General features: G+C 71.9%; 25 protein-coding genes and 1 tRNA gene. 13 read left to right on the forward strand and 13 right to left on the reverse strand.

Features of this window, described 5'->3' with window-relative positions; genetic code table 11:
* Positions 1-9: 9 nt before the first annotated feature.
* The 4 genes from ACIOSR_RS12940 to ACIOSR_RS12955 all read right to left on the reverse strand — a co-directional run bounded on the left by ACIOSR_RS12940 (position 10) and on the right by ACIOSR_RS12955 (position 4,096).
* Positions 10-462, reverse strand: coding sequence for a DUF6314 family protein (locus ACIOSR_RS12940; RefSeq protein ID WP_402752829.1), 453 nt, complete (start codon positions 460-462; stop codon positions 10-12).
* 215 nt (positions 463-677) lie between these two features.
* Entirely contained in the window at positions 678-1,718 is a 1,041-nt protein-coding gene (locus ACIOSR_RS12945) for a TerC family protein (protein WP_056049019.1), read from the reverse strand.
* 244 nt (positions 1,719-1,962) lie between these two features.
* Positions 1,963-3,012 carry a citrulline utilization hydrolase CtlX gene (gene ctlX / locus ACIOSR_RS12950; RefSeq protein ID WP_402752830.1) on the reverse strand — a complete coding sequence of 350 codons (1,050 nt, stop codon included), beginning with the start codon at positions 3,010-3,012 and terminating at the stop codon, positions 1,963-1,965.
* A gap of 52 nt (positions 3,013-3,064) precedes the next feature.
* Positions 3,065-4,096, reverse strand: a complete 1,032-nt coding sequence (locus ACIOSR_RS12955; RefSeq protein ID WP_402752831.1) for an ornithine cyclodeaminase — start codon at positions 4,094-4,096, stop codon at positions 3,065-3,067.
* Between the two features lie 149 nt (positions 4,097-4,245).
* Here ACIOSR_RS12955 and ACIOSR_RS12960 point away from each other — a divergent pair, with 149 nt between their 5' ends.
* Positions 4,246-4,677, forward strand: coding sequence for an Lrp/AsnC family transcriptional regulator (locus ACIOSR_RS12960; RefSeq protein ID WP_056049014.1), 432 nt, complete (start codon positions 4,246-4,248; stop codon positions 4,675-4,677).
* 51 nt (positions 4,678-4,728) lie between these two features.
* Here the strand turns inward: ACIOSR_RS12960 and ACIOSR_RS12965 are convergent, their stop codons facing one another.
* Entirely contained in the window at positions 4,729-5,697 is a 969-nt protein-coding gene (locus ACIOSR_RS12965) for an epimerase (RefSeq protein WP_402752832.1), read from the reverse strand.
* 93 nt (positions 5,698-5,790) lie between these two features.
* Between ACIOSR_RS12965 and ACIOSR_RS12970 the strand changes: the two genes are divergently transcribed.
* Positions 5,791-6,633 (forward strand): sulfurtransferase, encoded by an 843-nt coding sequence (locus tag ACIOSR_RS12970; RefSeq protein ID WP_402752833.1) that lies wholly within the window; start codon positions 5,791-5,793, stop codon positions 6,631-6,633.
* Between the two features lie 31 nt (positions 6,634-6,664).
* Here ACIOSR_RS12970 and ACIOSR_RS12975 read toward each other — a convergent pair whose 3' ends face one another.
* The gene (locus tag ACIOSR_RS12975; RefSeq protein WP_285062629.1) at positions 6,665-6,871 is read right to left on the reverse strand and encodes a DUF1508 domain-containing protein; all 207 of its coding nucleotides are present in this window, start codon (positions 6,869-6,871) and stop codon (positions 6,665-6,667) included.
* Between the two features lie 332 nt (positions 6,872-7,203).
* Complete coding sequence (locus tag ACIOSR_RS12980; RefSeq protein WP_402752834.1) at positions 7,204-7,605, reverse strand: hypothetical protein; 402 nt, start codon at positions 7,603-7,605, stop codon at positions 7,204-7,206.
* Between the two features lie 274 nt (positions 7,606-7,879).
* Between ACIOSR_RS12980 and ACIOSR_RS12985 the strand changes: the two genes are divergently transcribed.
* Positions 7,880-11,647: an AAA family ATPase gene (locus ACIOSR_RS12985; RefSeq protein WP_402752835.1), complete on the forward strand. Its 3,768-nt coding sequence runs from the start codon at positions 7,880-7,882 to the stop codon at positions 11,645-11,647.
* Positions 11,644-11,859 (forward strand): hypothetical protein, encoded by a 216-nt coding sequence (locus ACIOSR_RS12990; RefSeq protein WP_056048999.1) that lies wholly within the window; start codon positions 11,644-11,646, stop codon positions 11,857-11,859. The genes ACIOSR_RS12985 and ACIOSR_RS12990 overlap by 4 nt, the downstream gene beginning before the upstream one ends.
* Before the next feature lie 133 nt (positions 11,860-11,992).
* Here the strand turns inward: ACIOSR_RS12990 and mscL are convergent, their stop codons facing one another.
* The 3 genes from mscL to ACIOSR_RS13005 all read right to left on the reverse strand — a co-directional run bounded on the left by mscL (position 11,993) and on the right by ACIOSR_RS13005 (position 13,602).
* The gene (mscL, locus tag ACIOSR_RS12995; protein WP_056049319.1) at positions 11,993-12,487 is read right to left on the reverse strand and encodes a large conductance mechanosensitive channel protein MscL; all 495 of its coding nucleotides are present in this window, start codon (positions 12,485-12,487) and stop codon (positions 11,993-11,995) included.
* A 93-nt stretch (positions 12,488-12,580) separates the two neighbouring features.
* Entirely contained in the window at positions 12,581-12,997 is a 417-nt protein-coding gene (locus ACIOSR_RS13000; RefSeq protein ID WP_402752836.1) for an FmdB family zinc ribbon protein, read from the reverse strand.
* Positions 12,998-13,023: 26 nt separating this feature from the next.
* A complete protein-coding gene (locus ACIOSR_RS13005; RefSeq protein WP_056048994.1) occupies positions 13,024-13,602 on the reverse strand; it encodes a 5-formyltetrahydrofolate cyclo-ligase in 579 nt (192 codons plus the stop codon).
* A 48-nt stretch (positions 13,603-13,650) separates the two neighbouring features.
* Between ACIOSR_RS13005 and galU the strand changes: the two genes are divergently transcribed.
* From galU to ACIOSR_RS13040, 7 genes are all read left to right on the forward strand, one after another.
* On the forward strand, positions 13,651-14,565 hold the full coding sequence (galU, locus tag ACIOSR_RS13010) for a UTP--glucose-1-phosphate uridylyltransferase GalU (protein WP_369794403.1): 915 nt from the start codon (positions 13,651-13,653) through the stop codon (positions 14,563-14,565).
* A gap of 16 nt (positions 14,566-14,581) precedes the next feature.
* Positions 14,582-15,229, forward strand: a complete 648-nt coding sequence (locus ACIOSR_RS13015) for a GNAT family N-acetyltransferase (RefSeq protein WP_056048986.1) — start codon at positions 14,582-14,584, stop codon at positions 15,227-15,229.
* Positions 15,230-15,344: 115 nt separating this feature from the next.
* Entirely contained in the window at positions 15,345-16,397 is a 1,053-nt protein-coding gene (locus ACIOSR_RS13020; protein ID WP_402752837.1) for a hypothetical protein, read from the forward strand.
* A gap of 67 nt (positions 16,398-16,464) precedes the next feature.
* Positions 16,465-16,540 (forward strand) — tRNA-Ala (locus ACIOSR_RS13025).
* A 126-nt stretch (positions 16,541-16,666) separates the two neighbouring features.
* On the forward strand, positions 16,667-16,870 hold the full coding sequence (locus ACIOSR_RS13030; RefSeq protein WP_056048981.1) for a hypothetical protein: 204 nt from the start codon (positions 16,667-16,669) through the stop codon (positions 16,868-16,870).
* A gap of 130 nt (positions 16,871-17,000) precedes the next feature.
* A complete protein-coding gene (locus ACIOSR_RS13035; protein ID WP_402752838.1) occupies positions 17,001-18,008 on the forward strand; it encodes a hypothetical protein in 1,008 nt (335 codons plus the stop codon).
* Positions 18,009-18,118: 110 nt separating this feature from the next.
* Positions 18,119-19,717, forward strand: a complete 1,599-nt coding sequence (locus ACIOSR_RS13040; protein WP_402752839.1) for a methyltransferase — start codon at positions 18,119-18,121, stop codon at positions 19,715-19,717.
* A 60-nt stretch (positions 19,718-19,777) separates the two neighbouring features.
* On the opposite strand, the gene ACIOSR_RS13045 is transcribed toward ACIOSR_RS13040, so the two are convergent.
* On the reverse strand, positions 19,778-20,368 hold the full coding sequence (locus ACIOSR_RS13045; protein ID WP_200922612.1) for a TetR/AcrR family transcriptional regulator: 591 nt from the start codon (positions 20,366-20,368) through the stop codon (positions 19,778-19,780).
* 77 nt (positions 20,369-20,445) lie between these two features.
* Here ACIOSR_RS13045 and ACIOSR_RS13050 point away from each other — a divergent pair, with 77 nt between their 5' ends.
* Complete coding sequence (locus ACIOSR_RS13050; RefSeq protein ID WP_402752840.1) at positions 20,446-22,974, forward strand: beta-glucosidase; 2,529 nt, start codon at positions 20,446-20,448, stop codon at positions 22,972-22,974.
* 78 nt (positions 22,975-23,052) lie between these two features.
* Here the strand turns inward: ACIOSR_RS13050 and ACIOSR_RS13055 are convergent, their stop codons facing one another.
* Positions 23,053-23,955, reverse strand: a complete 903-nt coding sequence (locus ACIOSR_RS13055) for an NAD-dependent epimerase/dehydratase family protein (RefSeq protein ID WP_402752841.1) — start codon at positions 23,953-23,955, stop codon at positions 23,053-23,055.
* A 236-nt stretch (positions 23,956-24,191) separates the two neighbouring features.
* Here ACIOSR_RS13055 and ACIOSR_RS13060 point away from each other — a divergent pair, with 236 nt between their 5' ends.
* Complete coding sequence (locus ACIOSR_RS13060) at positions 24,192-24,374, forward strand: hypothetical protein (protein ID WP_056048970.1); 183 nt, start codon at positions 24,192-24,194, stop codon at positions 24,372-24,374.
* A gap of 21 nt (positions 24,375-24,395) precedes the next feature.
* Here ACIOSR_RS13060 and ACIOSR_RS13065 read toward each other — a convergent pair whose 3' ends face one another.
* On the reverse strand, positions 24,396-24,893 hold the full coding sequence (locus ACIOSR_RS13065) for a flavin reductase family protein (protein WP_402752842.1): 498 nt from the start codon (positions 24,891-24,893) through the stop codon (positions 24,396-24,398).
* Positions 24,894-24,915: the final 22 nt, after the last annotated feature.

Genomic DNA, 24,915 nt, shown 5'->3' on the forward strand with positions numbered 1-24,915 from the left:
GCGGGTTGTTCACTTCGTGGCGGGATGCCCGGCGACGCGCTCGTACGTCGTGAGCGCGTCGTACGACTTCGCCGGCCCGCGCACCGTCCACCGCTCCTCGAACGACGTCGGTGAGAGCACGCGGGTCTCGACGAGGTAGGCGTCCGGGGCGCACGGGTGGTGCGCCTCCCAGGCCCCCGACCGCAGGTCGAGGTCGACGAAGTGCCGTCCGTCGGCGAAGCGCACGTCGAGCGAGCCGTCACCCCGGGTCGCGTAGCCGAGTCGCCGGGTGGCGGGCGTCCGCCGGTCGGCCACGACCAGCACGCCGGCCTCGTCGTACGTCGCCACGAGGTCGGAACCCGCCCGCGCCTCCTCGATGGTCGCCGTCCCGTCGAACCGGGCGTGCTCGCCGGTGCGGTGGTCGTCGATCTCGCGCGTGACGGACCACCGGCCGAGCAGCAGCCCGAGCGTCTCAGCCGGCATGTCGATCGACGACCACGGAGAACCCCTCTCAGGCGGTCCCCCTCGACGACCGCGGGAGGACACCCGATCTTCGCGCACGGCCGTCGACGGACCAAGTCGCGGTGGTGTGGCGGCCTGGTGCCGCGCGCTCGTGACACACCACACCGCGTTTCGTGCACCGCACCCCGACTGGTCGTGGTGCGGTGCACGAAACGCGGTGCAGTGCGGGCGGGCGCCTAGTGGCGGGTGGGGTCGTCCGAGTCCTTGGCGACCGTGACCTTCTCGCCGTCGACCTCGTCGCGCTTCGCCTTCTGGGCGTCGCCGCGGGTCTTGGCGAGGCTGGCGATCGTGGCCACGGTGATGGTCGCGCCGATGAAGAGCAGCGAGAACCAGATCGGGATCTCGGGCACCCACAGCAGCGGTTCGCCGCCGTTGATGAACGGCACCTCGTTGACGTGAAGGGCGTGGAAGACGAGCTTCACGCCGATGAACGCGAGGATGATCGCGAGGCCCTGCGACAGGTACACGAGGCGCTCGAGCAGCCCGCCGATCAAGAAGTAGAGCTGGCGCAGACCCATCAGAGCGAAGGCGTTGGCCGTGAAGACGATGTACGCCTCGTTGGTCAGGCCGTAGATCGCGGGGATCGAGTCGAGGGCGAAGACCAGGTCGACGAAGCCGATCGCGATCACGCAGAGCAGCAGCGGCGTCACGAAGCGCTTGCCGCCCTTCTTGACGGTGAACTTGTCCTCGTGGAACTCGTCGTCGACGGGCAGGACGCGGCGGGCGATCTTGACGAAGGCGTTGTCGGCCGCGTTGCCGCCGTGGTCGCCCTTGATCTGCTGGTAGGCCAGCACGAAGAGCAGGGCGCCGAAGAGGTAGAAGACCCACGAGAAGTTCTCGATCAGCGCGGCGCCGGCGGCGATGAAGCCCGCACGCATGATGAGCGCGATGACGATGCCGATCATCAGCACCTTCTGCTGGTACATGCGCGGCACGGCGAACCCGGTCATGATCAGCAGGAAGACGAACAGGTTGTCGATCGACAACGCCTTCTCGGTGAGGTAGCCGGCGAAGTACTCGCCGCCGAAGCCCCAGCCGCTCACGAAGCCGATGCCGACGCCGAACAGCAGCGCGAGACCGATGTAGAACGCCGACCAGCGGGCGGACTCGCCGATCGTCGGCTCGTGCGGCTTGCGCACGTGGGTGAAGAACTCGAACACGAAGAACGCGATGGTGACGGCGATCGTGATGAGCCAGGTGGTCAGTGAGACGTCCACGGGGATGCTCCGGGTGGGTCGGGCTGATGAGGCGGGTCGGGCTGAGCGGCGCGAACGGCCGGACAGCGGAGAAGGCTCGTGACGAGCGGAAAGGCTCCTGAGACGACGGTACGTGGGGGTCCGCTGGGGGCGTGCCCTCAAGCGACCGTGACAGTCCTGAGAAGCTGCAGTGCGTGCAAGGCCCGCACCCGCGTCACCGGGGCGGCCGATGCCCCGGCCGGCACCGAGGCAGGAGGCGCCCCGGCTACGACCGGGGCGGCAGGTGCACCCCGGCGAGCATGCAGCGCACGGACCCGCCGGCGAGCTCGATCGTCGGCACCTCGAGCGGCAGTGGCCGTGCGTGCCGCGACACGGTGCGGCGTTGCGACGGGGTGAGGGACGCCCATCCTCGTGCCGAGATCGCCAGCACGGGCCCGTCGGCCCCCGCCAGTTCGAGCGCGTTGCCCGCGAACTCGCCGAGTTGGGTGCGGGTCAGGGCGACCACCTCGCGTCCGGAGGCCGCCAGGCGCTCGACCACGCGCCTCCGTTCGCTCGGTGACGCGATCGACTCGAGTCCGACCAGGGCGAACCGCGACGCCACGCTCATCATGACGTTCGTGTGGTAGATCGGCACGCCCGTCGCGTCGGTCGCGGTGAAGGTCAGGGGCTCGTAGCCGAGGTCGGAGCAGACCAGGGCGACGGCCGCCCGGTCGGCACGGTGCGAGAGCGCGACGTAGGCGACGCGCCCGACGTGGTCGAGGACGAGCGCCCCGGTGCCCTCGACGACGATCCCGAGCCGTTCGAGCGGGGAACGGTCGAGCACCTCGGTGACGCGGTAGCGCTCGCGCAGCAGGTCGACGACGTCCGTGCGTCGCTCGCCCCGACGGTTGGGCGAGTGCATCGGGTAGAGCATCACCCGGCCGTCGTCGTGGGTCGAGAACCAGTTGTTCGGGAACACCCCGTCGGGCCGGTCGGTCCGCCCGTCGTCGACGAGGTGCACCGTGACGCCCGCCGCGCGCAGGGCCTCGGCCGCCCGGGTCACCTCGTCGAACGCGCGCGCCGCGAGCTGGGCCCGGGTCGCGTCGACCTCGGCCGGGTCGGTCTGGAACGCGTTGTCGGCCGCGGTCTGCGGGTTCGGCGTGAAGTGGTGCGGCCGCACCATCACGACCGCGGCGGGCGACTGGAGGGCCGTCCGCGCCTCCTCGTCGGCGCTTCGGGTGCGCGAGGAGGCGCGGAGTGCGGGGGACGCCGGCGGCGTCACCACGGCGGTCGCCGGGGACGAGGAGGCGCGGGGCGGGGGAGCGACGGTCGTCACGACGGTCTCGGCGCGGCTTCGGCGGTGGGTGCGGTCCGGGGCGGTCGGGGGCTCAGACGCCGACGGGTCGGCGGGCGGCGACGAGGCCGAACAGGTCCTTCGGGTCGTCGGGGTCGGCGACGAGGTCGATCTCGACGGCGTAGTCGGTGCCGACGACGTCCTGTCGGAGGTACTTCAGGGCGCACACGTCCTCGATGGCGAAGCCGACCGAGTCGAAGATCGTGATCTGCTCGTCGCTCGTGCGCCCGGGGCGCTGCCCGGCGACGACCTGCCACAGCTCGGTGACGGCGAAGTCGGCCGGCTGGTGCTGGATCTCGCCCTCGACGCGGGTCTGCTCGGGGTACTCGACGAAGACGTCGGCCCGGCGCAGCGTCGCGGGGTCGAGCTCGGTCTTGCCCGGGCAGTCGCCGCCGATCGCGTTGACGTGGACGCCGGGGCGGACGGCCTCGTCGGGCAGGACGACCGCGTTCTGCTTGTCGGCCGTGCAGGTCGTGATCACGTCGGCGCCGTCGGCCGCCTCACCGGGGCTCGCGCAGACCGTGATGTCGAAGCCGAGCGGCTCGAGGTTGCGGACGAACTTCGCCGTGGCGCCGGGGTCGACGTCGAACACGCGGACCGTGTCGAGCCCGAGGGTCGAGCGCATCGCGAGGGCCTGGAACTCGGCCTGCGAGCCGGCGCCGATCAGGGCGAGCACGCGCGAGTCGGCCCGGGCGAGACGCTTGGCGGCCATCGCGCTCGTGGCGGCGGTCCGCAGCGCGGTGAGGATCGTCATCTCGGCGAGGAAGGTCGGGTAGCCCGTGTCGACGTCGGCGAGCACGCCGAACGCGGTGACGGTCTGGTAGCCGCGGCCCGGGTTCGACGGGTGGCCGTTGACGTACTTGAAGCCGTAGGTCTCGCTGTCGCTGGCCGGCATCAGCTCGATGACGCCGATGGGGCTGTGGGAGGCGACGCGGGGCGACTTGTCGAAGGCGGGCCACCGGGCGAAGTCGCGTTCGAGGGCGGTCACCATGCCGCTGGTGATCGGGCCGACCCCGCGGTCGGTGACCCATCGGATCATGTTCTGCACGTCCACGAAGCGCACCACGGCGACCTCCTCCTGCTCGGCCCGGTTCGGTCGTCGCGTCCGGGTGGCACCACGTTAGGACTGGGCGATGTGCAGCCACAATCACCATCGAGCGCCATTCCGCACGCTCGATCACCCGTTGTGCGCGGTCGTGCTGTACGTTTCGATCCATGGCGGATCTCGACGAACTCGACCGGCGCCTCCTGGCGGCCCTGCGGGTCGACGCGCGCGAGTCGGCGGCGAGCCTCGCGCGGCGGTTGGGCGTGACGCGGGCGACGATCACCTCACGGCTCGACCGGCTCGAGGCGTCGGGAACGGTGCTCGGCTACACCGTGCGGGTGCGAGAGGCCGACGATCCCGACCTCATCCGTGCGATCGGCTTCATCGAGATCGAGGGGCGGTCGACCGACCACGTCATCCGGCAGCTGCGCGGGTTCCCCGAGGTGGCGTCGCTCCACACGACGAACGGCGGCTGGGACCTCGTCGCCGAGCTGCGCACGTCGTCGCTCGGCGAGTTCGACCGCGTGCTCGCCCGCATCCGCAGCGTCGAGGGCGTCGTCAACAGCGAGACCAGCCTGCTGCTCAGCTCCGTCCTCCGCTGACCGGCACCCGCGCGGCGGCCGCCGTCCTCGGCCTGGTCGCACCAGGGGCACTCAGGCCGCGCCGCGCCTCCCGGCGACGATGCTCTTCAGGGCCTCGTCGAGGTGCGGGTGGACGAACTCGTACCCGCCGTCGACGAGGCGCTCGGGCAGCACCCACCGGCTCTTGAGCACGAGCTCGGTCTCGGTGCGGAGCACGGCCGTGCCGAGCTCGAGCATCCACCGCCAGGCCGGCAGGCCGAACGGCACGCCCAGCACGCGACGGAGGGTGCGCATCACGGTGCGGTTGTCGCTCGGGTTCGGGGACGACAGGTTGAGCGGGCCCTCGACGGACGAGTCCGCACGGGCGAACCGGATCGCCCCGAGCACGTCGTCGACGTGGATCCAGCTGAACTTCTGCCGTCCACCGCCGCGACCCTCGTGGTGGTACGTGCCCGCCGCGAGCCGCGCCCGGGTGGCCGGCCACGGGCCGTCGAACTGCGGCCCGCCGAGGCCCGCCCGCACCAGGTTCATCAGGGGGACGAGCGCGCTGCCGTCGCCCAGCACGATGGCCATGCGCAGGGCGACGCGGCGGGTGGCGGGCAGCTCGCCCGAGAAGAACTCGGCCTCCCACGCGGTGGCCACGTCGACCGAGAACCCCGACCCGATCTCGCCCTCCGACTCGGTCATCGGGCGGTCCTCGGCGTGGCGGTAGATCGTCGCCGTCGACGAGTTCATCCAGACCCGAGGAGGCGCGGCGCACGCGAGCACCGCCTCCTTCAGTTCGCGCGTGGTCTCGACGCGCGAGCGCACGATCTCGGCGCGGTTCTCCGGGCCGTAGCGGCAGTTCACGCTCTTCCCGGCGAGGTTGACGAGCAGGTCGGCGCCCTCGAGCAGGGCGGTGATGCCGGCGGTGTCACCCCACGACGCGTCGGGTCCGTGGCGGCCGATCAGGCTGACGCGGGCACCCTCGGCGCGGAACGCGGCCGCGAGGTGCTGCCCGATGAAGCCGCTGGCTCCGGCGAGGACGATGTGGTCGGTCATGCGCTCAAACTAGGGGACCGGACGGTCACCGTCCGTGCGGTCCCTCGACGTCGAGAAGTCCTCACCTGTGGGACGCCGGTTAGCCTCGTCGGCATGAGCCATCCCCTCGTGACCGCCGCCGAGCTCGACGCCACCCTGACGGGCGGGGGAGTCGTGCGCCTGCTCGACGTCCGGTGGCGGCTCGACCGGCCGGACGGCCGTCCCGCCTTCCGCGAGGGGCACCTGCCGGGCGCCGTCTACGTCGACCTCGACTCCGAGCTCGCCCGGCACGGTGAACCCGTCGAGGGGCGTCATCCGCTGCCCGACCGGGCCGACCTGCAGGCCGCCGCCCGGCGCTGGGGACTCCGCGACGGGGACGCCGTCGTCGTGTACGACGACCTCGGCGGGCAGTCCGCGGCCCGCGCGTGGTGGCTGTTGCGGGCCTCGGGCGTCGCCGACGTGCGTCTGCTCGACGGCGGGCTCGCGGCCTGGACCGACGCGGGCCTGCCCGTCGAACAGGGCGATGCCGACGTGGTGCCCGGCGACGTCACCCTCGGCGACGATCCGTGGCCCGTGATCGACGCCGACGCGGCGGCCTCGTGGCCCACCACGGGCGTGCTGGTCGACAGCCGGGCCGCCGAGCGCTACCGCGGCGACGTCGAGCCGGTCGACCCGCGAGCCGGTCACGTCCCGGGCGCCGTCAACCTGCCCACGGCGGGCAACCTCGACCCGTCGGGCCGCTTCGTCGACGCCGCCGCGCTGCGGACCCGGTTCGAGGAGGCGGGGGTCACTCCGGCGACGCTGGTGGCCGTCTACTGCGGGTCGGGCATCACGGCGGCCCACAACGCCCTGGCCGCGACGATCGCCGGGTTCGACCCCGTGCTCTTCGCCGGGTCGTGGAGCGCCTGGTCGAACGACCCCGCGCGACCCGTCGCCACCGGCGACCGCCCCGACTGAGTCGCGACCGGAGTCGCCGGGGCGCGGTCCGTCAGTCGGCGTGACCCGGTTCGGGCACGCTCGTCCGGTCGTCGACCACCGCGTCGACGGCGGTTCGACGCAGGTCGTCGATCGCGTTCATCGCCGCGCCCTTCTGGCGATGGCCCTCGGAGGAGGCGATGACCACGCCGCTGCCGGTGGTGAGGGCGAAGCGGTACTCGCCCGAGGCGTCCTGGGTGACGACGAAGGTGCCTGCCATGGGGGTCCCCTTGCACGAAGTGGTGCGCGCGCTCTGCGTGGCGACAGCATAGGGCCGCACCCCGGGCGGGAGGCGACCCGTGTCGCGGAGTCGGGTGGCGCCTCCCGCAGGTCGGCTCCTCAGCGACCACTTGACATGTGACATTCCAACTGTCACACTGTGTGAGTCGGTGCGTCCGCCCGCGAGTCTCGTCCCCCCTCCGAGACCGGGCGGCCGCACCGGTCCGTTTCGGTCGCGCACCGAGCACACGAGAGCGCCCGACCCCGGATGGCAGTCGCGGGGTCGGGCGCTCTCGTCGTCCCGGGCGGTGGCCGCGGGTCTCGGGTGCTAGGTCAGTCGGCCAGCAGGACCGCCATGGCGCCCTTCAGGGCCTCGCGGTCGCGGCGCAGCTTGGCGACCTCCGCCTCGAGCTCGGCGACGCGTTCGGCCGTGGCGGCCGACCCCGAGCCCGGGGGGCGACCTCGGCGCGGGGCCGCGGTGGTCGACGGGGCGGGCTCGTCGTCGTCCGAGGTGACGTCGAGTTCCTTCTCGACCGCGTCGTCGGGTGCCGGCGTGGGGGCGGTCGCCCGCTCGTGGGCTCGGATCCAACCGCGCAGGGACTGCTCGCCGACCTCGAACTCGGATGCCGTCTCGCGGATGATCGACCGGTTGCCCGGCTCGGCCTCGCGACGCTCGAGCACCCGGGCGAGCGACTTCTCTCGCGTCTCGTCGCTGTACTTCTGTTCGAAAGGCATGTGCGCTCCTGGTGTCGAGACACGGTGTCGTGTCGGCTCATTGAATAGCCCCCGTGATGACCGTACTGTACGGTGACGTACGAGCGCACGGTTATGACGACAACTCACGTAACCGATCATGTCGCGCATGATGACGGATGGTGTAACACGACCGTCGATGGGCGTCAGGTGTCGCCGATGCGACCGCCGGTACCGGGGTGGCGCCCCACGGCGACTCGCGGCGGAACCGCCCGTCCTCCGGGAGTTGTCGGGGCGGACCGCTTAAGGTGTCAGGGTGTGGCGAGCCGACAGACAGCATGACAACGACGACGACGAGAACGACTCCGTCGCCGTCCCGACCGGCGCGCCCACGGGCGTGATCACACCCCACGCCGTCAGCCTCGGGCACCCGGGTCAGTCCCTGGGCAACGTGGCCGAGCCCGTCTGGAACACCTGGCGCGAGTCCCTCCGCCGGGTGGGCGGCCCCTCCACGCTGCTGCACTTCGGCGACTCGCAGCGGTCCCGCATCGAGCTGAGCACGACCCACCCCGGTGGCCTCGCGCAGTTCATCACGGGCAAGACGACCCTGCTCTCCAGCCTGATCCGCGACGACCTCGCCCTGCGCACGGCCCGTGCCGCGGCCGGTGAGATCGCCGCCAAGGGGCTCGAGCTGAGCACGGTCCGCGGCATCGACGCCGTCCACCTGGCCATCGGCGTCGCCGCCTGGTCCTTCGCCGGAGAAGACTTCCGGGCGCCCGTGTTGCTGCGGCCGTTGGCGATCCGTCGCCACGGGCGTGACTTCGAGGTCAAGCTGCTCGGAGAGCCCTTCCTCAACCCGTCGTTGGTCGACGCGCTGCACGACCAGTTCGGCATCACGCTCGACGCCGAGTCCTTCGTCTCCCTCGCCAGCCGAGAGGGGTCGTTCACGCCCAACCCGGTCATCGACCGGCTCCGTGGGCTGACCGCCCACCTCGAGTGGTTCACGGTGCAGCCCCGCCTGGTCGTCTCGACCTTCACCGAGGTCTCGACCGAGATGGCCCTCGACGCCCGCGAGCTGGGGCACCCGGTGCTCGACGCGCTCGCCGGCAACCCGATGGCCATCCGTCAGGTCGAAGAGGCCTACCGCCCGACCACCGCCACGCCCCAGGACGAGCGCAGCCCCGAGACCGACACCCTGCTGCTCGACGCCGATCCCGAGCAAGAGAACGTCGTGGCCCAGATCGCCGCCGGCAACTCGGTCGTCGTCAAGACCCTGCCGGGCACCGGTGGCACGCAGACCATCGTCAACGCCGTGGGTCGTCTGGTGTCGCAGAACAAGCGCGTCCTCGTGGTCAGCGCCCGCCGGGCGACCCTGCGCGGCATCACCAGCCGTCTCGCCGAGGTCGGCCTGCCGGGCGTCGCCGTCAGCCCGACCACGCTGCGTCGTGACGTGATCCGGTCGATCTCCCGCAACGAGAAGGCCACCCACCCGCAGATGGGTGAGGTCGACGACGCCCTCGTGCGCCTCCGCAAGGTGCTCGTCGACTACCGCGGCGCCCTCAGCCGCCGGGACCCCGAGCTCGGCGTCTCGGTGCTCGACTGCCTCACCGAGCTCTCGCGGCTGGCCCTGCTGCCCGCGGCCCCGGCGACCACCGCCCGCCTCAGCCGACGCAGCATCGCCGCCATGGTCGACGGTCGTGGCCGCGTCGCCGAGACGATGGTCGGTGCCGCCAACCTGGGCGAGTTCAAGTACGGCCCGGGCGACTCGCCCTGGTACGGCGCGCGCTTCACCGAGAGCGTCGGGGCCGGTGACGCCCACCAGCTCGCCAAGAACCTCCACCACCGTGACCTGCCGCGTCTGCTCGAGCGCGCCGAAGAGGTGATCGGCAGCACGCGCATGCGCCCGTTCGAGAGCGTCGCCGAGCTCGGCGTCTACCTGCGCCTGCTCACCGAGATCCGCGACACCCTCGACAAGTTCATGCCCGTCGTGTTCGACCGCTCGGTCGCCGAGCTCGTCGCCGCGACGGCGCCGAAGCGCGAGGCACCCGACATGTCGAGCGCCAACCGCCGTCGGCTCAAGAAGCTCGCCCGCGAGTACGTGCGACCCGGCGTCCACATCGCCGACCTGCACGGTGCGCTGCAGCGCATCCAGCAGCAACGCGTCGTCTGGCAGCGCTACGTGTCGGCGGGCACCCCGCCCGAGGTGCCGACGGGCATCGCCGACACGCACGTGCTGCACCAGCAGGTGTCGCAAGACCTCGAGCGGCTCGACGGCCCCCTCGGCCTCAAGGGTGACGACGGGCTCACCGAGATCGGCATCGTCGAGTTGCAGCAACGACTCGAGGCCCTCGCCGCCGAGAGCGACGTCCTGCAGAACCTCCAAGAGCGCACCGAGCTCATGACGACCCTGCGCGACCTCGAACTGACCCCGCTGATCACCGACCTGGCCAACCGCCACGTGCCGGAGCACCAGGTCGCGGCCGAACTCGAGCTCGCCTGGTGGCGCTCGGCGCTCGAGTCGTTGCTCGAGGCCGACCGCGCCCTGCTCGGCGCCAACACCGCGATGCTCGACCGACTCGAGGCCGACTTCCGCCTCGTCGACGAGGCCCACGCCGCGGGCAGCGCCCAGTTGCTCGCGTGGCTCCTGGCCGAGAACTGGAAGATCGGGTTGGTGGACTGGCCCGACGAGGCGTCGGCGCTCAAGGGTCTGCTGCGTCAGGGCCACCTGACCGCTCGCCTGCTGCACGACGCGGCCCCGCACCTGTCGCGCGCCATCGCTCCCGTCTGGGTCGCGTCGCCGTACGAGGTCCACACCATCGCCGACACCGTGCCGTTCGACACGGTCGTGCTCGTCGACGCCGGGGCCACGACCCTGGCCGAGAACGTCGGGGCTATCCGTCGGGGCAAGCAGACGGTCGCGTTCGGCGACCCCGTGACCCAGACCCCCTCCGAGTTCGACATCGGCGTCGTGCCGGGCAAGCCGCCCGTCGACGCGGACGAAGAGGCCCTGGCCGCGTCGCACTCCGAGAGCGCCCTGGCGCGCCTCGCGACCCTGCTGCCCACGCTCTCCCTCACGCGCAGCTACCGTGCCGGCGGAGAAGACCTCGCCGAACTCGTCAACCGTCGTTTCTACGGCGGTCGCATCGAGTCCCTCCCCTGGGCGGGCAGCTTCCTCGGCCACGGCAGCATCGCGCTCGACTACGTCTCGGGCGGCACCGCCGTCCCCGATCCCGAGTCCGGCGCCGTCGAGAGTGTCGACGCCGAGGTCGACCGCGTCGTGTCCCTCGTCCTCGAACACGCCCGCACGCGCCCGAGCGAGTCGCTCATGGTGTTGACGGCGTCGGCCAAGCACGCCATCCGCGTCCAGCAGGCCGTGCTGACTGCCGTCTCGGGGCACAAGGACCTGACCGAGTTCGTCGTGGGCGACCGCAGCGAGCCGTTCATGATCGCCACCCTCGAGCAGAGCGTCGCGCAGAGCCGCGACCACGTCGTGTTCTCGATCGGCTACGGCCGCACCCCGCACGGCCGCGTGCTCAGCGACTTCGGGCCGCTCGGCCAGCCGGGTGGCGAGCGCCTGCTGGCCGTGGCCATGACGCGTGCGCGTCGTTCGATGGTCATCGTCACCTGCTTCCAGCCGGGTGACATCGACTCGAGTCGCATGGGCCACGGAACGGTCGCGCTCAGCGAGATCCTCACCGAGGTGCAGGCCAGGACGTCGGCCGAGCACGTGCCCGACGACAGCGAGCCCATGCTCGTCGACCTGGCTCGCCGGCTCGAGGTCAAGGGCATCCCCGTCGCGCTCGGGCACCGGGGCAAGCTCGGTCTCGTCGCCGCCCACGACGGCGTCTGCGTCACGATCGAGACCGACACGACGCTCTCGCGCACCAGCCTGCGCGAGTCGCTGCGCTCGCGTCCCGAGGTGCTGCGGCGGCTCGGCTGGCACTACATCCGTGTGCACGCGTTCCAGCTCTTCACCGATCCCGACGCCGTCGCCGAGCGCGTCGCCGAGGTGCTCGGCATCGGTGACTCGCACACGCACGAGGTGCCGGCCCTGTCGGCCAGCCAGCACGTCAACCGTCGATGACCGCAGGAGGCGCGGCGTCCGAGGGCGACGCCCCTCACGCCCTCGAGGCGGCCGAGCCGAGCCCCCTGGTGGTGCGTCGGCGGTCCGGGCGTCGCGTCAGCACCGACCCGGTGCCGGGCAGCGACCCCACGCCCGCGCCCGAACCCGCTCGGCAGGGGTCGAGCGAGAACGACCAGCGACTTCGTGCCGACGTCCCGCCGCACTGGGGCTGAGTCGGCCTCGGGCGGCGACGCACGCCCGACGTCGGCATGAACCACGAATGCGACGATGAACCCCGATTCCGGGGGGTTCATCGTCGCATTCGGGGTTCACGGGCGGTCGGAGCCCGGGGGAGCCGCCGGGGCGTCAGCGGCTGCCGAGCGGACCGTTCTCACTGTGGGGGTCGCGCGACTCGAGCACGGGCGCGGCGTGGGAACCGCCGCCGACGGCGGGTGCGGCCTGCGCACGCAGCAGGTCGCGGATCTCGCTGAGCAGTTCGACGTCGGTCGGCGGGACGTCGGCGGGGGTCTCCTCCGCCTTCTGCTTGGCGAAGGTGCGCTTGAGCAGGTTGTTGACCGGCAGCACGAGCACGAAGTAGACGACGGCCGCGATGATCAAGAACTGGATCGCGGACCCGATGACGGCGCCGAACTTCAGCTGGGCCTCGCCGCCGGCGAGCGTCGGGATCGTGACGATGAGCGCCTCGTCGAGCATGGTCGCGTTGAACGCGGCCCCGATCAGCGGGTTGAACACGTTGGTCACGAGCGACGTCACGATGGCGGTGAAGGCCGCACCGATGACGACCGCGACGGCGAGGTCGATGACGTTGCCGCGCAGGATGAACTCTTTGAAACCCTTCACGGGCGACTCCTTCTGATCGGACGAGATGAGATTCTCGACGTCAAGCAAACCACGGAGGCGCGCTCGGGTGGCCCCGTCGGTCGCCGCGGCCGGTCAGGACGAGCTGGACGAACCGCCCGACGAGCTCGAACCGGACGAGCTCGAGCCCGACGAGCCCGAGCCGGACGAGCCGGAGCCGGACGAGCCGCTGCCGGAGCCGGACGAACCCGACCCGCTGCCCGAGGCGCCCGACGAGGACGAGCCGCTCGCGCCTCCTGAGCTCTTGTCGGACGAGCCGGACGACGATCCCTTCTCGCCGGAGCCGCCCGACGAGCCCGAGCCCGACGTGCCCTTCGAACGCGAGTCGGTGCGGTAGAAGCCCGATCCGTTGAAGGTCACGCCGACGGGGCTGAACACCTTGCGGAGCTTGCCCTGGCAGACCGGGCAGACCGTCAGCGTGTCGTCGGTGAACGACTGGACGATGTCGAAGGCGTTGTCGCACTCGGTGCAGCGGTAGGAGTAGGTGGGCACGGAGGCGCTCCTGAAGGAAGGCGAGTCTAGAACTCGTGGATGCCGGAGGGGGTGACGACGCCGTCGACGGGTTGGTCGTGCCGCTCTCGGGGCACCGACTCGACGTACTCGGGGTCGAACACCACAGCATAGACGGGCGGGCGACGCTCCATGGAGCCGAGGGTCTTGTCGAAGTAGCCCCGGCCCCAGCCCATGCGCATGCCGCCGTGGTCGATGGACGCCGCGGGCACGACGATCAGGTCGACGTCGTTGACCGCCATCGGGCTGAGCACCTCGCCGACGGGCTCGGGCAGGTCGAAGAGGCCCCGGGTCTCGCTCTCGCCGTCGCCCACCGCCCAGTCGAGCAGGCCGTCGGCCCGCGTGATCGGGAACAGCACGCGGACGTCGTTCGCGAAGGCCCAGTTCAGGAACGGACGCGTGTTCGGCTCGACGTCGGTCGACAGGTAGGCCGCGATCGAGCGCACCGACAGGCCCGTCGCGAGGTCGGTGAGGTGCCGCGTGATGCCCTCGGTGGCCTGATCCCTCTCGTGCGCACCCAGGGTGCGACGCTTCTGGCGGATCTCGGCTCGCAGGGCGCGTTTGGCGTTGCCGACGTCGTCAGTCATGACGACGAGCTTAACCGTCCGACTATTAACCTCCGCGAAACGTCGGGGATGGATACGCTGACCCGCATGGGCTTCACGATTTCTAAAGCAGTCATTCCCGCCGCGGGCCTGGGGACACGATTCCTGCCCGCCACGAAAGCAATGCCGAAGGAGATGCTGCCGGTCGTCGACAAGCCGGCGATCCAGTACGTCGTCGAGGAGGCCGTCAACGCCGGCCTCACCGACGTGCTGATGATCACGGGACGCAACAAGAACGCGCTCGAGAACCACTTCGACCACGTCAGCGAGCTCGAGGAGACGCTGAAGAAGAAGGGTGACCACGACAAGCTCGCCAAGGTCAACCAGTCGACCGACCTCGCCGACATGCACTACGTGCGCCAGGGCGACCCGCTCGGCCTCGGCCACGCGGTGCTCCGCGCCAAGATGCACGTCGGTCGCGAGCCGTTCGCCGTGCTGCTCGGTGACGACATCATCGACGCACGCGACCCGCTGCTGACGCGCATGGTCGAGGTGCAGGGGCAGAAGAACGCCACCGTCATCGCCCTCCTCGAGGTCGACCCCTCGCAGACCCACCTCTACGGCATCGCCACGGTCGAGAAGACCGACGAGGACGACGTCGTCAAGGTCACCGGCCTCGTCGAGAAGCCGGCCCAGGGCGAGTCGCCCTCGAACCTGGCCATCATCGGCCGCTACGTCATCCGCCCCGAGGTCTTCGACGTCCTCGAGAAGCAGGAGCCGGGCAAGGGCGGCGAGATCCAGCTGACCGACGCCCTCATGAAGATGGCCGGTGCCGAAGAGTGGACCGGCGGCGTGTACGGCGTCGTCTTCCGTGGCCGTCGGTACGACACCGGCGACAAGCTCGACTACATCAAGGCCATCGTCCAGCTCGCGTCCGACCGCGAGGACATCGGCGGCGAGCTGCGCCCGTGGCTGCAAGAGTTCACCGCCGGGCTCGAGAAGTAAGCAGGCGACTCGTTCCGTGACGAACATCCCCACGCTGACGGAGGGGGCGGTGACCATCCGCCCCCTCCGTCTCCGTGACACCCGCGACCTCGACCAGGCCCTGATGGAGAACCGGTCGTGGCTGCGGCAGTGGGAGGCCACCAACCCGAACGGCTTCACCAGCCACGACGTGCGCGGCAGCATCCGCTCGTTGCAGACGAACGCCCGGGCCGGGCTCGGTCTGCCGTTCGCGATCGAGCTCGACGGCCGGTTCGTCGGCCAGCTGAACGTCTCGGGCATCGCCTACGGCTCGCTCGGTTCGGCCACCATCGGCTACTGGGTGACCCAGGCCGCGGCGGGCCACAACGCGACGCCGATCGCGGTGGCACTCGCGACCGACCACTGCTTCCGGGCACTGGGGCTCCACCGCATGGAGATCTGCATCCGGCCCGAGAACGCCCCCAGCCTGCGCGTCGTCGAGAAGCTGGGCTTCCGTTACGAGGGTCTGCGGCGGCGGTACATCCACATCAACGGTTCGTGGCGCGACCACTTCTGCTTCGCGCTGGTCGCCGAAGAGGTCCCCGAAGGCGTCCTGCGTCGCTGGACCACGGGCACCGTGCCGGTCGGGCAGGGCAGCGTGCCCGCCGACGCCCTCGCCGAGGCCGGGCGCGCGCTGCCGCTCTAGCGACTCCGCCCTCGGGGGTCGCCCGTCGGGTCGCGAGGCACATCCGTGCCGCGACACGCGGACACACCTGTCGATCAGCGGCCTCCGGGGCCCGCCCGCTCATACCTTGGTCACCATGAACATCGAGTCGTGGGGTGGAGGCGTCGTCCTCGCTCTCGTCGCCGCGCTCTGGCTCGTCTACCTCGTGCCCACCTGGCAGCGCCGACGGGAGTACCTCGCGACCGAACGCAACGCCGTGCGGCTGCAGCAGACCCTCCGCATCCTCGCCCAGACGGCCGAGGTCCCCGACGAGGTGCGCATCGAGGCGAACGCCCGCTCGGTCGCCGACGCGCAGAAGATCCTGCGACACGAGGAGGCGCGGCGCGAGGCCCTGAGGCGTGCGCACGAGGCGGCGCGGCAGCGTGCCGTCACCCGTGAGCTCGCCGCGGCCGCCCCCGTGTTGCGTGCCGCCGACCGCGACCCGGCCCTCGCCGCCCGTCGGCTCCGGCGCTCACGCCTGGTCTCGACCGTGGTGCTCGCCGTCAGCGTCGTCGCCGTCGTCGGCGGCGTCGCCGCGGGCCTGACGTCGTCGTGGGTGCTCGTCGTCGCCGGCCTCCTCTTCGGTGCCGGCGCGGTCGCGATGCTGACCCAGCTCGCCGCCGTGTCGCGGGCGCGCGCCCGCCGGGCGGTCGTCGCCCCCGTCGCGCAGCCGCTCAAGGACTTCTCCGGCGTCATGGGCGACGGCGTCGTCATCCGCGACGAGCAGGCCTCGGCCGAGTCGCGCCTGTGGACCCCCGTGCCCGTCCCGAGGCCCCTCTACCTGCGGCGCGGCCGCCAGCGCCCCGTCCCCGACGCCTATGTGGGCGCCGCGTCGGCCGACGACGCGGCGGCCGAGCTGCAGCGGGACTCCCGTCGCTCGGTCGAGTCCCTCCGGTCGGCCCAACACGACGCCCTGCGCGAGGCCGCCCGGGCCGAGGCCGCGCTGCAGTCGACGCGACGGGCGTCGGTGGCCCGCACCGCGCCTCCTGCACCCGTCGCGGCTCCCGCCGTCCCCGCCGAGGAGGCGCGGGTCGAGCCGGTCGCGCCCCCTCGCCCCCCGAGTCGCTTCGCCCGCATGGGCATCATCGACGACCTGCCGCAGTCGGACTTCTCGCTCGACGAGGCCCTGCAGCGTCGCCGCGCCGTCTGACCCGCGGAGCATCCGGCCCGGGTTCATCCGGGTGTCGACGAGGTGCTATCGTGGCAGAGCAGTTTCTGGGGCTATGGCGCAGTTGGTAGCGCGTCTCGTTCGCAATGAGAAGGTCAGGGGTTCGAATCCCCTTAGCTCCACCACATCAGGCCCGGGTCGATCACGACCCGGGCCTTCCTCATGCCGGCGCCGCCGTCGTCGGCCCGAGCGACCTGATGGATCCGCTGTGAGCGGGTGCGGCGGGCCGAGGGCGGTCGTAGCATCCGGGCATGTCACTCGCAGTCAGCATCGTGCAGCACGACGAACACGACCACCCGGTCTGGTACCTGCAGTACTCGTACGCCCGTGCCCTGCCCGGCGCGCCGGCCCGGGGGCCGTACCACTCCCGATCCGAGGCCGAGGAGGCGCTGCGCCACCTGCGCGACGCCGCCCACATGTACGGCGAGTTCGAGATCTCGGTGCTGCCGGCCTGACCACCCCGATTCGGCGCATGACCGCCGAGAGGTTGCGGAGGGTGAATCAATTACGACAGATCGGTAACGAAAACCGGTCGCGCAGCCTGTTCGGCCCTCGGGGACGTCGAGATCACGACATGCTTGCCTGATGAGCACTCCGCAGCCGCCCTACGGCTCGTCCGACGAGCCCCGTGACCCTCGCGACGAGAACGGACGCGGCGACCAGAAGACGCCTCCGCCGTCGGCACCCCAGCTCCCGCAGCCGGCCTACGGCACCACGCCCCCGCCGAGTGCTCCCCAGCCCGCCTACGGAGCCCCGCAGCAGCCCTACGGCGGGCAGTCGCAGGGCGACCGCTCGCAGCAGCCCTACGGCGGACAGCCGCAGCAGCCGTACGGCGGCCAGCAGCAGCCCTACGGTGGCGCCCCGACCGGCGCTCCCGCCTACGGTCAGGCCCCGCAGTCGCCGCAGGGCGGCAACGGCCTGGGCATCGCCTCGATCGTCGTCGGCGGCGTCGGACTGCTGCTGTCGTTCGTCGGGTTCGGCGTGATCCCCGCGATCGTCGGCCTCGTGCTCGGCATCATCGCGCTCGTGAAGAAGAAGGGTGCGCGCATGCTCGCCCTGATCGGCACGATCGTGTCGGGGCTGGGCGTCCTGATCGGCATCGCCGTCGTGATCTTCGGTGTCATCGTCGGGCTCGCCTCCGTCCAGGCCATCAACGAGTCCCTGCCCACGAGCGGCTCGATCGACTCGGGTGACACCGGGACGGCCGACGGTGACGCCTCGGCCGAGAACAACGCCTTCGGCGACACCTTCACCTACGACGACGGCATCGCCCTGACCGTCTCGGCCCCTGAGGCGTACACGCCCGGCGAGTACTCGAGCGGCGCCGACCAGGCGGCTTCCGTGGTCTTCACCGTGACGATCGAGAACGGCACCGACGCCAACTTCGACCCGATGCCGTACGAGACGGCCACCTCGGGCGGCGTCGAGGCCAGCAAGGTCTACGACTCCGACATCGAGAGCTCGCCCACGACGGTCGTCCCGGCCGGCCAGTCCATCTCGTACCGCATCGTGTTCTCGGTGGCCGACGCCGACCAGATCGTGTTCCAGATGTCCCCGTCGTTCGACTACGACGACGTGGTGTTCACCAGCTGACGCGTTCCGCGTCCACTGGCCCATGTCGGGCGGAGCCCCCGTCGTCCGCGACGGGGGCTCCGTGGCGTCCGGGACGACCGGTGTCGCGCCTCCTGCACCATGATGGTCGGGTGCCTCCGACGACCCCGACCGATGCCCCGACGCCCCACCTCTCGACCGATCCCGAGCTGCTCGCACGGCTGAGGGCCGACCTGGCGTCGTCCGGGTTCACGGTCGAGCGGCTGCAGGGTGCCGACGCGTGGGGCTCGCACGCGGGGGCCGCACTCTTCCGCGGCGAGCGGGTCGCGGCCCGTCGTGCCCTCGCCCGCAGCGCGGCCCGCGACGAGTCGGTGCGTCCGGCCGCCACGCTCGCGTCGCTGTTCGTGCTCGGCTACCCGCAGGCCGTCGACGCGGTGGCCGGCGCCCTGCCGACCCTGGGCGCCGAGGGCGCGGTCGCCCTCGGGCTCGTGGCGAGGGAGGGCGACTCGGTCCGTGCGCTCGTCGACCTCCGTCCGTACGCCTTCGTCGACGCCTCGGGCGAGGCGAGCTGGTGGATCGCCTCCGACCTCGGCGAGCTCGTCGTCGAGGGGGCGCTGCGCGAAGACCACGTGCTCGGCGTCGGGGGAGCCTCGGCGACGCTCGCCGGCCTGATGATCTCGCGCCAGGTCGACCGCGCGCTCGACCTCGGCACCGGCTGCGGCATCCAGGCGCTGCACGCGGCCCGGCACGCGCGGCACGTCGTGGCCACCGACATCTCGCAGCGCGCCCTCGACTACGCCGCGTTCAACGCCGCGCTCAACCTGGTCGACGGCATCGAGCTGAGGCTGGGCAGCCTGTTCGAGCCCGTCGCCGGCGAGACCTTCGACCACATCGTCTCGAATCCGCCCTTCGTCATCACGCCGCGAGCCGAGGGCGTGCCCGAGTACGAGTACCGCGACGGCGGCATGGTCGGCGACGACCTCGTCGCCTCGGTCGTCGAGGGCCTCGGGCGCCACCTCGCGCCGGGCGGCATCGCGCAGCTGCTGGGCAACTGGGAGTCCGGAGGCGCGGGTGCGGTCGCCGGCAAGAGGGGCGCGTACTCGGTCGCCGACTGGGCGGCCCGGGGTGGCGTGCCCGTCGACGTCTGGGTCGTCGAGCGCGAGGTGCAGGACCCGACCGCGTACTCCGAGACCTGGATCCGCGACGGCGGCACCCGACCCGGTTCCGCCGACTTCGAGCGCCTGTACGAGGCGTGGCTCGGCGACTTCGAGGCCCGCGGGGTCGTCGAGGTCGGGTTCGGCTACCTGACGGTGCGTCGGCCCGCGGACGACGCGAGCCTGCCCGTGGTGCGCACGGAGCGCCTCCTCGGCGGTCTCGGCCAGAACGACGTGGGACTCGGTGCCCACCTGCTCGGCACGCTCGACGCCATCGACCTGCTGCGCGACCTCGACGACGAGCAGCTGGCCGCGCGTCGGCTGGTCGTCGCGGGCGACGTCACCGAGGAGCGCCACTACTGGCCGGGCAACGACGACCCCACGGTGATCTCGTTGCGGCAGGGCGGCGGCTTCGCCCGCACCGTCGACTCGGGGACGGCCCTGTCGGCCCTGGTCGGTGCCTGCGACGGCGAGCTCAGCGTCGGGGCGATCGTCGGTGCCCTGGCCCAGCTGCTCGGGGCCGACGAGGCCGCTCTGCGGGCGGAGCTGCTGCCCCAGGTCCGCGAACTGGTGACGACGGGCATGCTGCGGGCCTGAGCCGGACGGGCGTGTCCCGTCCCGGGCTCGGAAGATGTGCCGGGCGCCGGCCGGACGGGGTCAGGCGGGGGTGCCCACCGTCGCCAGCGCGAGGCGCCAGACGAGCTCGACGTGCTCGGCCATGTCGGTGGCGGGGTCGAGCATCCACTGGATCTGCATGCCGTCGCTGACCGCGAGCAGGACGGTCGCGAGGCGGGTGGGGTCGACGCCCGCCGGCACCTCGCCCCGTCGCTGTCGGGCGGTGATCGCCTCGGCGACCTGGGCGCGGATCGACGCGTAGCGCTCGACGAAGTACGCGTGGGCGGCATGGCTCGGATCGCTCGTCGCGGCCGTCGACATGCTGGCGAACAGCTGGACCAGCCCGGGCACGTCGGCGTTGTGCCGGATGACGGTGATCAACTGCTCGACGATGTCCGCCTGCGGGTCGGCGAGGGCGAGGTCGACCTCGTCGCGTCGGCGCAGGATGGCCGTGAAGAGTTCGTCCTTGCTGTCGAAGTAGTGCAGCAGCCCGGCCTGGCTGAGGCCGACCGAGTCGGCGAGCTCCCGGACCGACGTGCCGCGGAAGCCGTTGCGGGAGACCACCTCGAGCGCCGTGTCGAGGATCTCCGTGCGCTTGGCCACACCCTTCGCGTACGAACCCCGTTGTGCCATGCGGTCAGGCTAGCGCGACCGTCGGCGCTCGGGCCCGAAACCCACCGTCACTCGGTTTTCGCTGGTAGCGTCACGTCATGACCCTCCACCACGACGGCGACGCGGCCGACGACCAGATCCGAGACGACCAGATCCGGGACGACCAGGCCCGGGACGACCAGGCCCGTGACGACCAGGCCCGACTGAGCGAGTTGCTCGGGCGACTCACGCTCGACGAGAAGGTGCAGCTGCTCACCGGCCGCGACTTCTGGACGACCCACCCGAACGAGAAGATCGGCCTGCGGCGCATCCTCGTCAGCGACGGCCCCAGCGGGGTGCGCGGCGAGGTGTGGGACGAACGCTCGCCGTCCTTGAACCTGCCCAGCGCCTCCTCGTTGTCGTCGTCCTGGGACCCCGACCTGGCCCGTCGTTACGGTGCCGCGGCCGCCGTCGAGGCCCGCCGCAAGGGCGTCGACGTCGTGCTCGGCCCGACCATCAACCTGCACCGGTCACCCCTCGGCGGTCGGCACTTCGAGGCGTTCAGCGAGGACCCGGTGCTCACTGCCGAGCTCGCCGCCGCGTACGTCCACGGCGTGCAGGACAACGGCGTCGGCGCGACCCCCAAGCACTTCGTCGCCAACGACTACGAGACGGACCGCTTCACCGCGAGCACCGTGGTGAGCGACCGGGCCCTGCGCGAGCTCTACCTGCTGGCGTTCGAGAAGGCCGTCACCGAGGCGCACGCCTGGCTGGTCATGTCGTCGTACAACTCGATCAACGGCGTGACCGCGACCGAGAACGAGCTGCTCGAGACGCCGCTGAACAGCGAGTGGGGCTTCGACGGCGTCGTGGTCAGCGACTGGACCGGCGTGCGGAGCGTCGAGAGCGCGAAGCACTCGCAAGACCTCGTGATGCCCGGCCCGGACGGCCCCTGGGGCGACGCCCTCGTCGCCGCCGTGCGGGCGGGAGAGGTGCCGGAGGCCTCGATCGACCGCAAGGTGCTGCGCCTGTTGCAGCTCGCCGCCCGCGTCGGAGCCCTCGACGGCTTCGAGCCGGTCGCCGCGACGCCGACCACGGTCGAGGACGGCATCGCCTTCGTCCGCGAGGCCGCGGCCGCCGGCACCGTCCTGGCCCACGACCGGGGAGGCGCGGTGCCGGTCGACCCCGCGACCGTCCGGTCCGTCGCCGTCGTCGGCCACAACGCGCGGTTCGCGCGGACCCAGGGCGGCGGCAGCGCCACGGTGCTGCCCGAGAAGGTCGTCACGCCCGTCGAGGGCATCGAGCAGGCCTTCCCCGACGCGACCGTGACCTACTCGGTCGGCGCCGTCGTGCAAGAGGGCGTGGCCGAGCTGCCCCTCGACCGCATCACCAATCCCGAGACTGGCGAACCCGGCGTCCGTGTGTCGTTCCGTTCGGGCGACGACGAGCTGTTCTCGGAGCACCGTCGGGCCACCGCGCTCGTCTGGTTCGGTGGCGACGCCCCCATCGAGCGCAGCGACACGGTGCGCTTCTCGACCCGCTACACGCCGGAGGTCACGGGCGAGATCCTGCTCGGCGTGGCCTCGGTCGGCCACTCGGTCATCCGCGTCGACGGCGAGGTCGTGCTCGACGGCACGAGCGAGGCCGTCGGCGACGACCTCGGCGCGGCGTTCCTCGCACCGCCGTCGCAGTCGGCGGCCGTGGCGGTCGTCGAGGGGCGACCGATCGACGTCGTCATCGACCACACCATCGGGGCGAGCGCACTCGGCGGAGCCCTGAGCTACACCTTCGGCATCGAGCCCGACGACGCCGACCCGTCCGGGCTGATCGACGAGGCCGTCGCGGCCGCGGCGGCCGCCGACCTGACGATCGTCGTGGTGGGCACGAACAGCAAGGTCGAGTCCGAGGGCTTCGACCGCACCTCGCTCGACCTGCCCGGCCGCCAGGACGAGCTCGTCTCGCGCGTGGCGGCGGCCGCCGCGACGACCGTCGTGGTCGTCAACGCGGGGTCGCCGGTCACGATGCCGTGGCGTGACGAGGTCGACGCCCTGTTCCTCACCTGGTTCGGTGGTCAGGAGTACGGCCACGCGCTCGGCGACGTCCTCACCGGTGCCGTCGAGCCCGGCGGCCGCCTGCCCACGACGTGGCCCGCCACGCAGGCGGACGTGCCCGTGATCGACGTCACCCCCGTCGACGGCGAGGTCGTCTACGACGAGGGCATCCACGTCGGCTACCGCGCCTGGCTGAAGGCCGGCACGACCCCGGCCTACCCGTTCGGGCACGGCCTCGGCTACACGACCTGGTCGCTCTCGGGCCTCGACGCGACCTCGACGGTGAGCGCAGGAGGCGCGGTGCAGGTGGCCGTCGACGTCACCAACACCGGCGCCCGCGAGGGCAAGCACGTGGTCCAGGTCTACGCCTCGCGCCCCGACTCCGTGGTCGACCGTCCGGCGCGGTGGCTCGTCGGGTTCGCGCCCGTCGTGGTGCAGGCCGGGGGGACGAGCCGTGTCGAGGTGACCGTCCCGGCCCGGGCGTTCGCCGACTGGCGCGACGGGTCCTGGGCCCACGAGCCGGGCGCCTTCACGGTGCACGTCGGGTCGTCCGTCGCCGAGCTGCCGCTCGAGGCGACGGTCGTGCTCGAGGGGTGAGGCGCGCCGCGTGACGCGACCCGCGCCTCCTGGTCCGTCGGATCAGGAGGCGCGGGTCGTCGGTGCGCGGAGCGGGCGTCAGCCGCGGTGGTTGCCCGTGCGCTCGCCCCACTCGCGCCACGAGTACTCGGGCACGAAGCCGAGCAGGTCGCGGGCCTTGTCGCTGCTGAGCAGCGGCTCGACGCCCTCGACCGCCCGGCGCTTCTCGACCTGCGGCCAGTACTGCTCGGCGAGCACGGCCGTCGGCGTGTTCATCACGGTGTCGGACGCCGCGATGATGAACGCCTCGAAGCCGACGAGGTCGCTCTCGAGCGCCTTGCGCACGGCCTGGGCGCCGTCGCGGGCGTCGATGTACGAGAACAGGTTGAAGGTGCGCTTCTCGGGGGTCTCGTCGAAGGGGTACTCCGAGTAGTCGCCGTCGTCCATCACGTTCGAGAAGCGCAGGCCGATCAGCTTGAGCTGACGGTCCCACCGCGTGAAGTGCCGCGCCATCTCCTCCTCGACGGCCTTGCCCAGCGAGTACGACGACTCGGGGCGCACGGCGTACTCCTCGTCGAGCGGCAGGTACGGCGGATCGATGTCGAACGGGATGCCGAGCAGGGTCTCGCTCGAGGCCCAGACGACGTTGCGGATCTTCGCGGCACGGGCGGCCGCGAAGACGTTGTAGCTCGACGTCACGTTGTTCGTGAAGAGGGCGGCGTTCGGCACCAGGCCGGGGGCCGGGATGGCGCCGAGGTGCACGACGGCGTCGATGTGGTCGTACCGGTCGTCCACGCTCGTGAGCGCCTGGGCGACCTGGCCGTAATCGGTCAGGTCGACCTTGACGAAGACGACGCCCTCGACGGGGTCGGGGCTGGGGACGCGGTCGAGCAAGACGACCTCGTAGCCGTGTTCGGCGAGGTCGCGGACGACGGCGCGGCCGAGCTTGCCGCTGCCGCCGGTGACGGCGACTCGGGTGGTGGGGGTGCGGGGAGACGACATCGTCGGCCCTTTCTGCCGGACGCCCGGCGGGTCTGGGGGTGCGCGGATCGGGCTCCGCGCCTCCGTCGTTTCTACTAGCCGGCGGGCATCCGTGGTCGGGCGCGGCGGGTCGGGACGACTCCGCCCTGACGCCCGGGAGGCGCGGCGAGGGTCCGCATCCGCTGGGAGCCGTGTCGGACGTGCCGGGTAGCTTCGGCCTGACCGGGGTCGACCGTCGGCCCCCGAGAGAGGCCCCCATGAGCACGCCCACGAACCCCGCGAACCACGACGCCGACGAGCGCACCGACCCGGCCGCCGTGCACGGCGACAGCCCCGAGGAGGTCGAGCTGAACGGCGAGTCCCCGGCCGACGAGGCCGCCGTCGAAGGCGCCGTCGACCAGGTCGACGGGCTCCTCGGCGGCCCGGGACGCGTCGCCTGAGCCGTCGGGCCGGTCGACGCGTCAGCCGATCGGCTGCAGCGAGTGGAAGGCGGTGCCGTGGTAGACGAGCGGTGCCGCCGTGTCGTCGACCCGGGCGCCGAGCACCTGCAGGATGACCACGACGTGGTCGCCGGCGGGCACCTCGCGGTGCACCACGCACTCGAGCCGCAGCGGGGTGCCTGCCACCAGGACGGCCCCGTCGTCGGTGACGACGTGGTCGACGTCGGCGAACCGGGCGGCCCGCGTGCGCGACGAGAGCTGACGGCAGAGCAAGCCCTGGTCGGCGGCGAGCACCGAGACGCCGAGGCGCGGCGCCGTGCGCAGGCGGGCCCAGGTCGCCGAGTCCTGACGTGCGGAGAACGTCACCATCGGCGGGTCGAACGAGGCCCCGACCGTGAAGCTCGAGACGACCATGCCGTCCGGGCCGTCGACCCCGGTGGCGGCGAGCGCGGCGACCCCGCTCGGGAAGGCGGCGAACGCCGAGCGTTCGACCGGGTCGAGCGACGTGGTGCGGGTCATCGGGGCTCCCGTCGAGAGATGT

Source organism: Frigoribacterium sp. NPDC087798 (assembly GCF_044742985.1).
Taxonomy (GTDB): domain Bacteria; phylum Actinomycetota; class Actinomycetes; order Actinomycetales; family Microbacteriaceae; genus Frigoribacterium.

Bases quoted from the DNA above. Each gene is read 5' to 3' on its own strand.
- ACIOSR_RS12940 (WP_402752829.1), bottom strand. From the start codon at position 462: ATGCCGGCTGAGACGCTCGGGCTGCTGCTCGGCCGGTGGTCCGTCACG.
- ACIOSR_RS13050 (WP_402752840.1), top strand. From the start codon at position 20,446: ATGACCCTCCACCACGACGGCGACGCGGCCGACGACCAGATCCGAGAC.
- ACIOSR_RS12970 (WP_402752833.1), top strand. From the start codon at position 5,791: ATGAGCCATCCCCTCGTGACCGCCGCCGAGCTCGACGCCACCCTGACG.
- ACIOSR_RS13060 (WP_056048970.1), top strand. From the start codon at position 24,192: ATGAGCACGCCCACGAACCCCGCGAACCACGACGCCGACGAGCGCACC.
- ACIOSR_RS12965 (WP_402752832.1), bottom strand. From the start codon at position 5,697: ATGACCGACCACATCGTCCTCGCCGGAGCCAGCGGCTTCATCGGGCAG.
- ACIOSR_RS12960 (WP_056049014.1), top strand. From the start codon at position 4,246: ATGGCGGATCTCGACGAACTCGACCGGCGCCTCCTGGCGGCCCTGCGG.
- galU (WP_369794403.1), top strand. From the start codon at position 13,651: ATGGATACGCTGACCCGCATGGGCTTCACGATTTCTAAAGCAGTCATT.
- ACIOSR_RS13020 (WP_402752837.1), top strand. From the start codon at position 15,345: ATGAACATCGAGTCGTGGGGTGGAGGCGTCGTCCTCGCTCTCGTCGCC.
- ACIOSR_RS13045 (WP_200922612.1), bottom strand. From the start codon at position 20,368: ATGGCACAACGGGGTTCGTACGCGAAGGGTGTGGCCAAGCGCACGGAG.
- ACIOSR_RS13005 (WP_056048994.1), bottom strand. From the start codon at position 13,602: ATGACTGACGACGTCGGCAACGCCAAACGCGCCCTGCGAGCCGAGATC.
- ACIOSR_RS13030 (WP_056048981.1), top strand. From the start codon at position 16,667: ATGTCACTCGCAGTCAGCATCGTGCAGCACGACGAACACGACCACCCG.
- ACIOSR_RS12990 (WP_056048999.1), top strand. From the start codon at position 11,644: ATGACCGCAGGAGGCGCGGCGTCCGAGGGCGACGCCCCTCACGCCCTC.
- ACIOSR_RS13035 (WP_402752838.1), top strand. From the start codon at position 17,001: ATGAGCACTCCGCAGCCGCCCTACGGCTCGTCCGACGAGCCCCGTGAC.
- ACIOSR_RS13065 (WP_402752842.1), bottom strand. From the start codon at position 24,893: ATGACCCGCACCACGTCGCTCGACCCGGTCGAACGCTCGGCGTTCGCC.
- ACIOSR_RS13055 (WP_402752841.1), bottom strand. From the start codon at position 23,955: ATGTCGTCTCCCCGCACCCCCACCACCCGAGTCGCCGTCACCGGCGGC.
- ACIOSR_RS12975 (WP_285062629.1), bottom strand. From the start codon at position 6,871: ATGGCAGGCACCTTCGTCGTCACCCAGGACGCCTCGGGCGAGTACCGC.
- ACIOSR_RS12980 (WP_402752834.1), bottom strand. From the start codon at position 7,605: ATGCCTTTCGAACAGAAGTACAGCGACGAGACGCGAGAGAAGTCGCTC.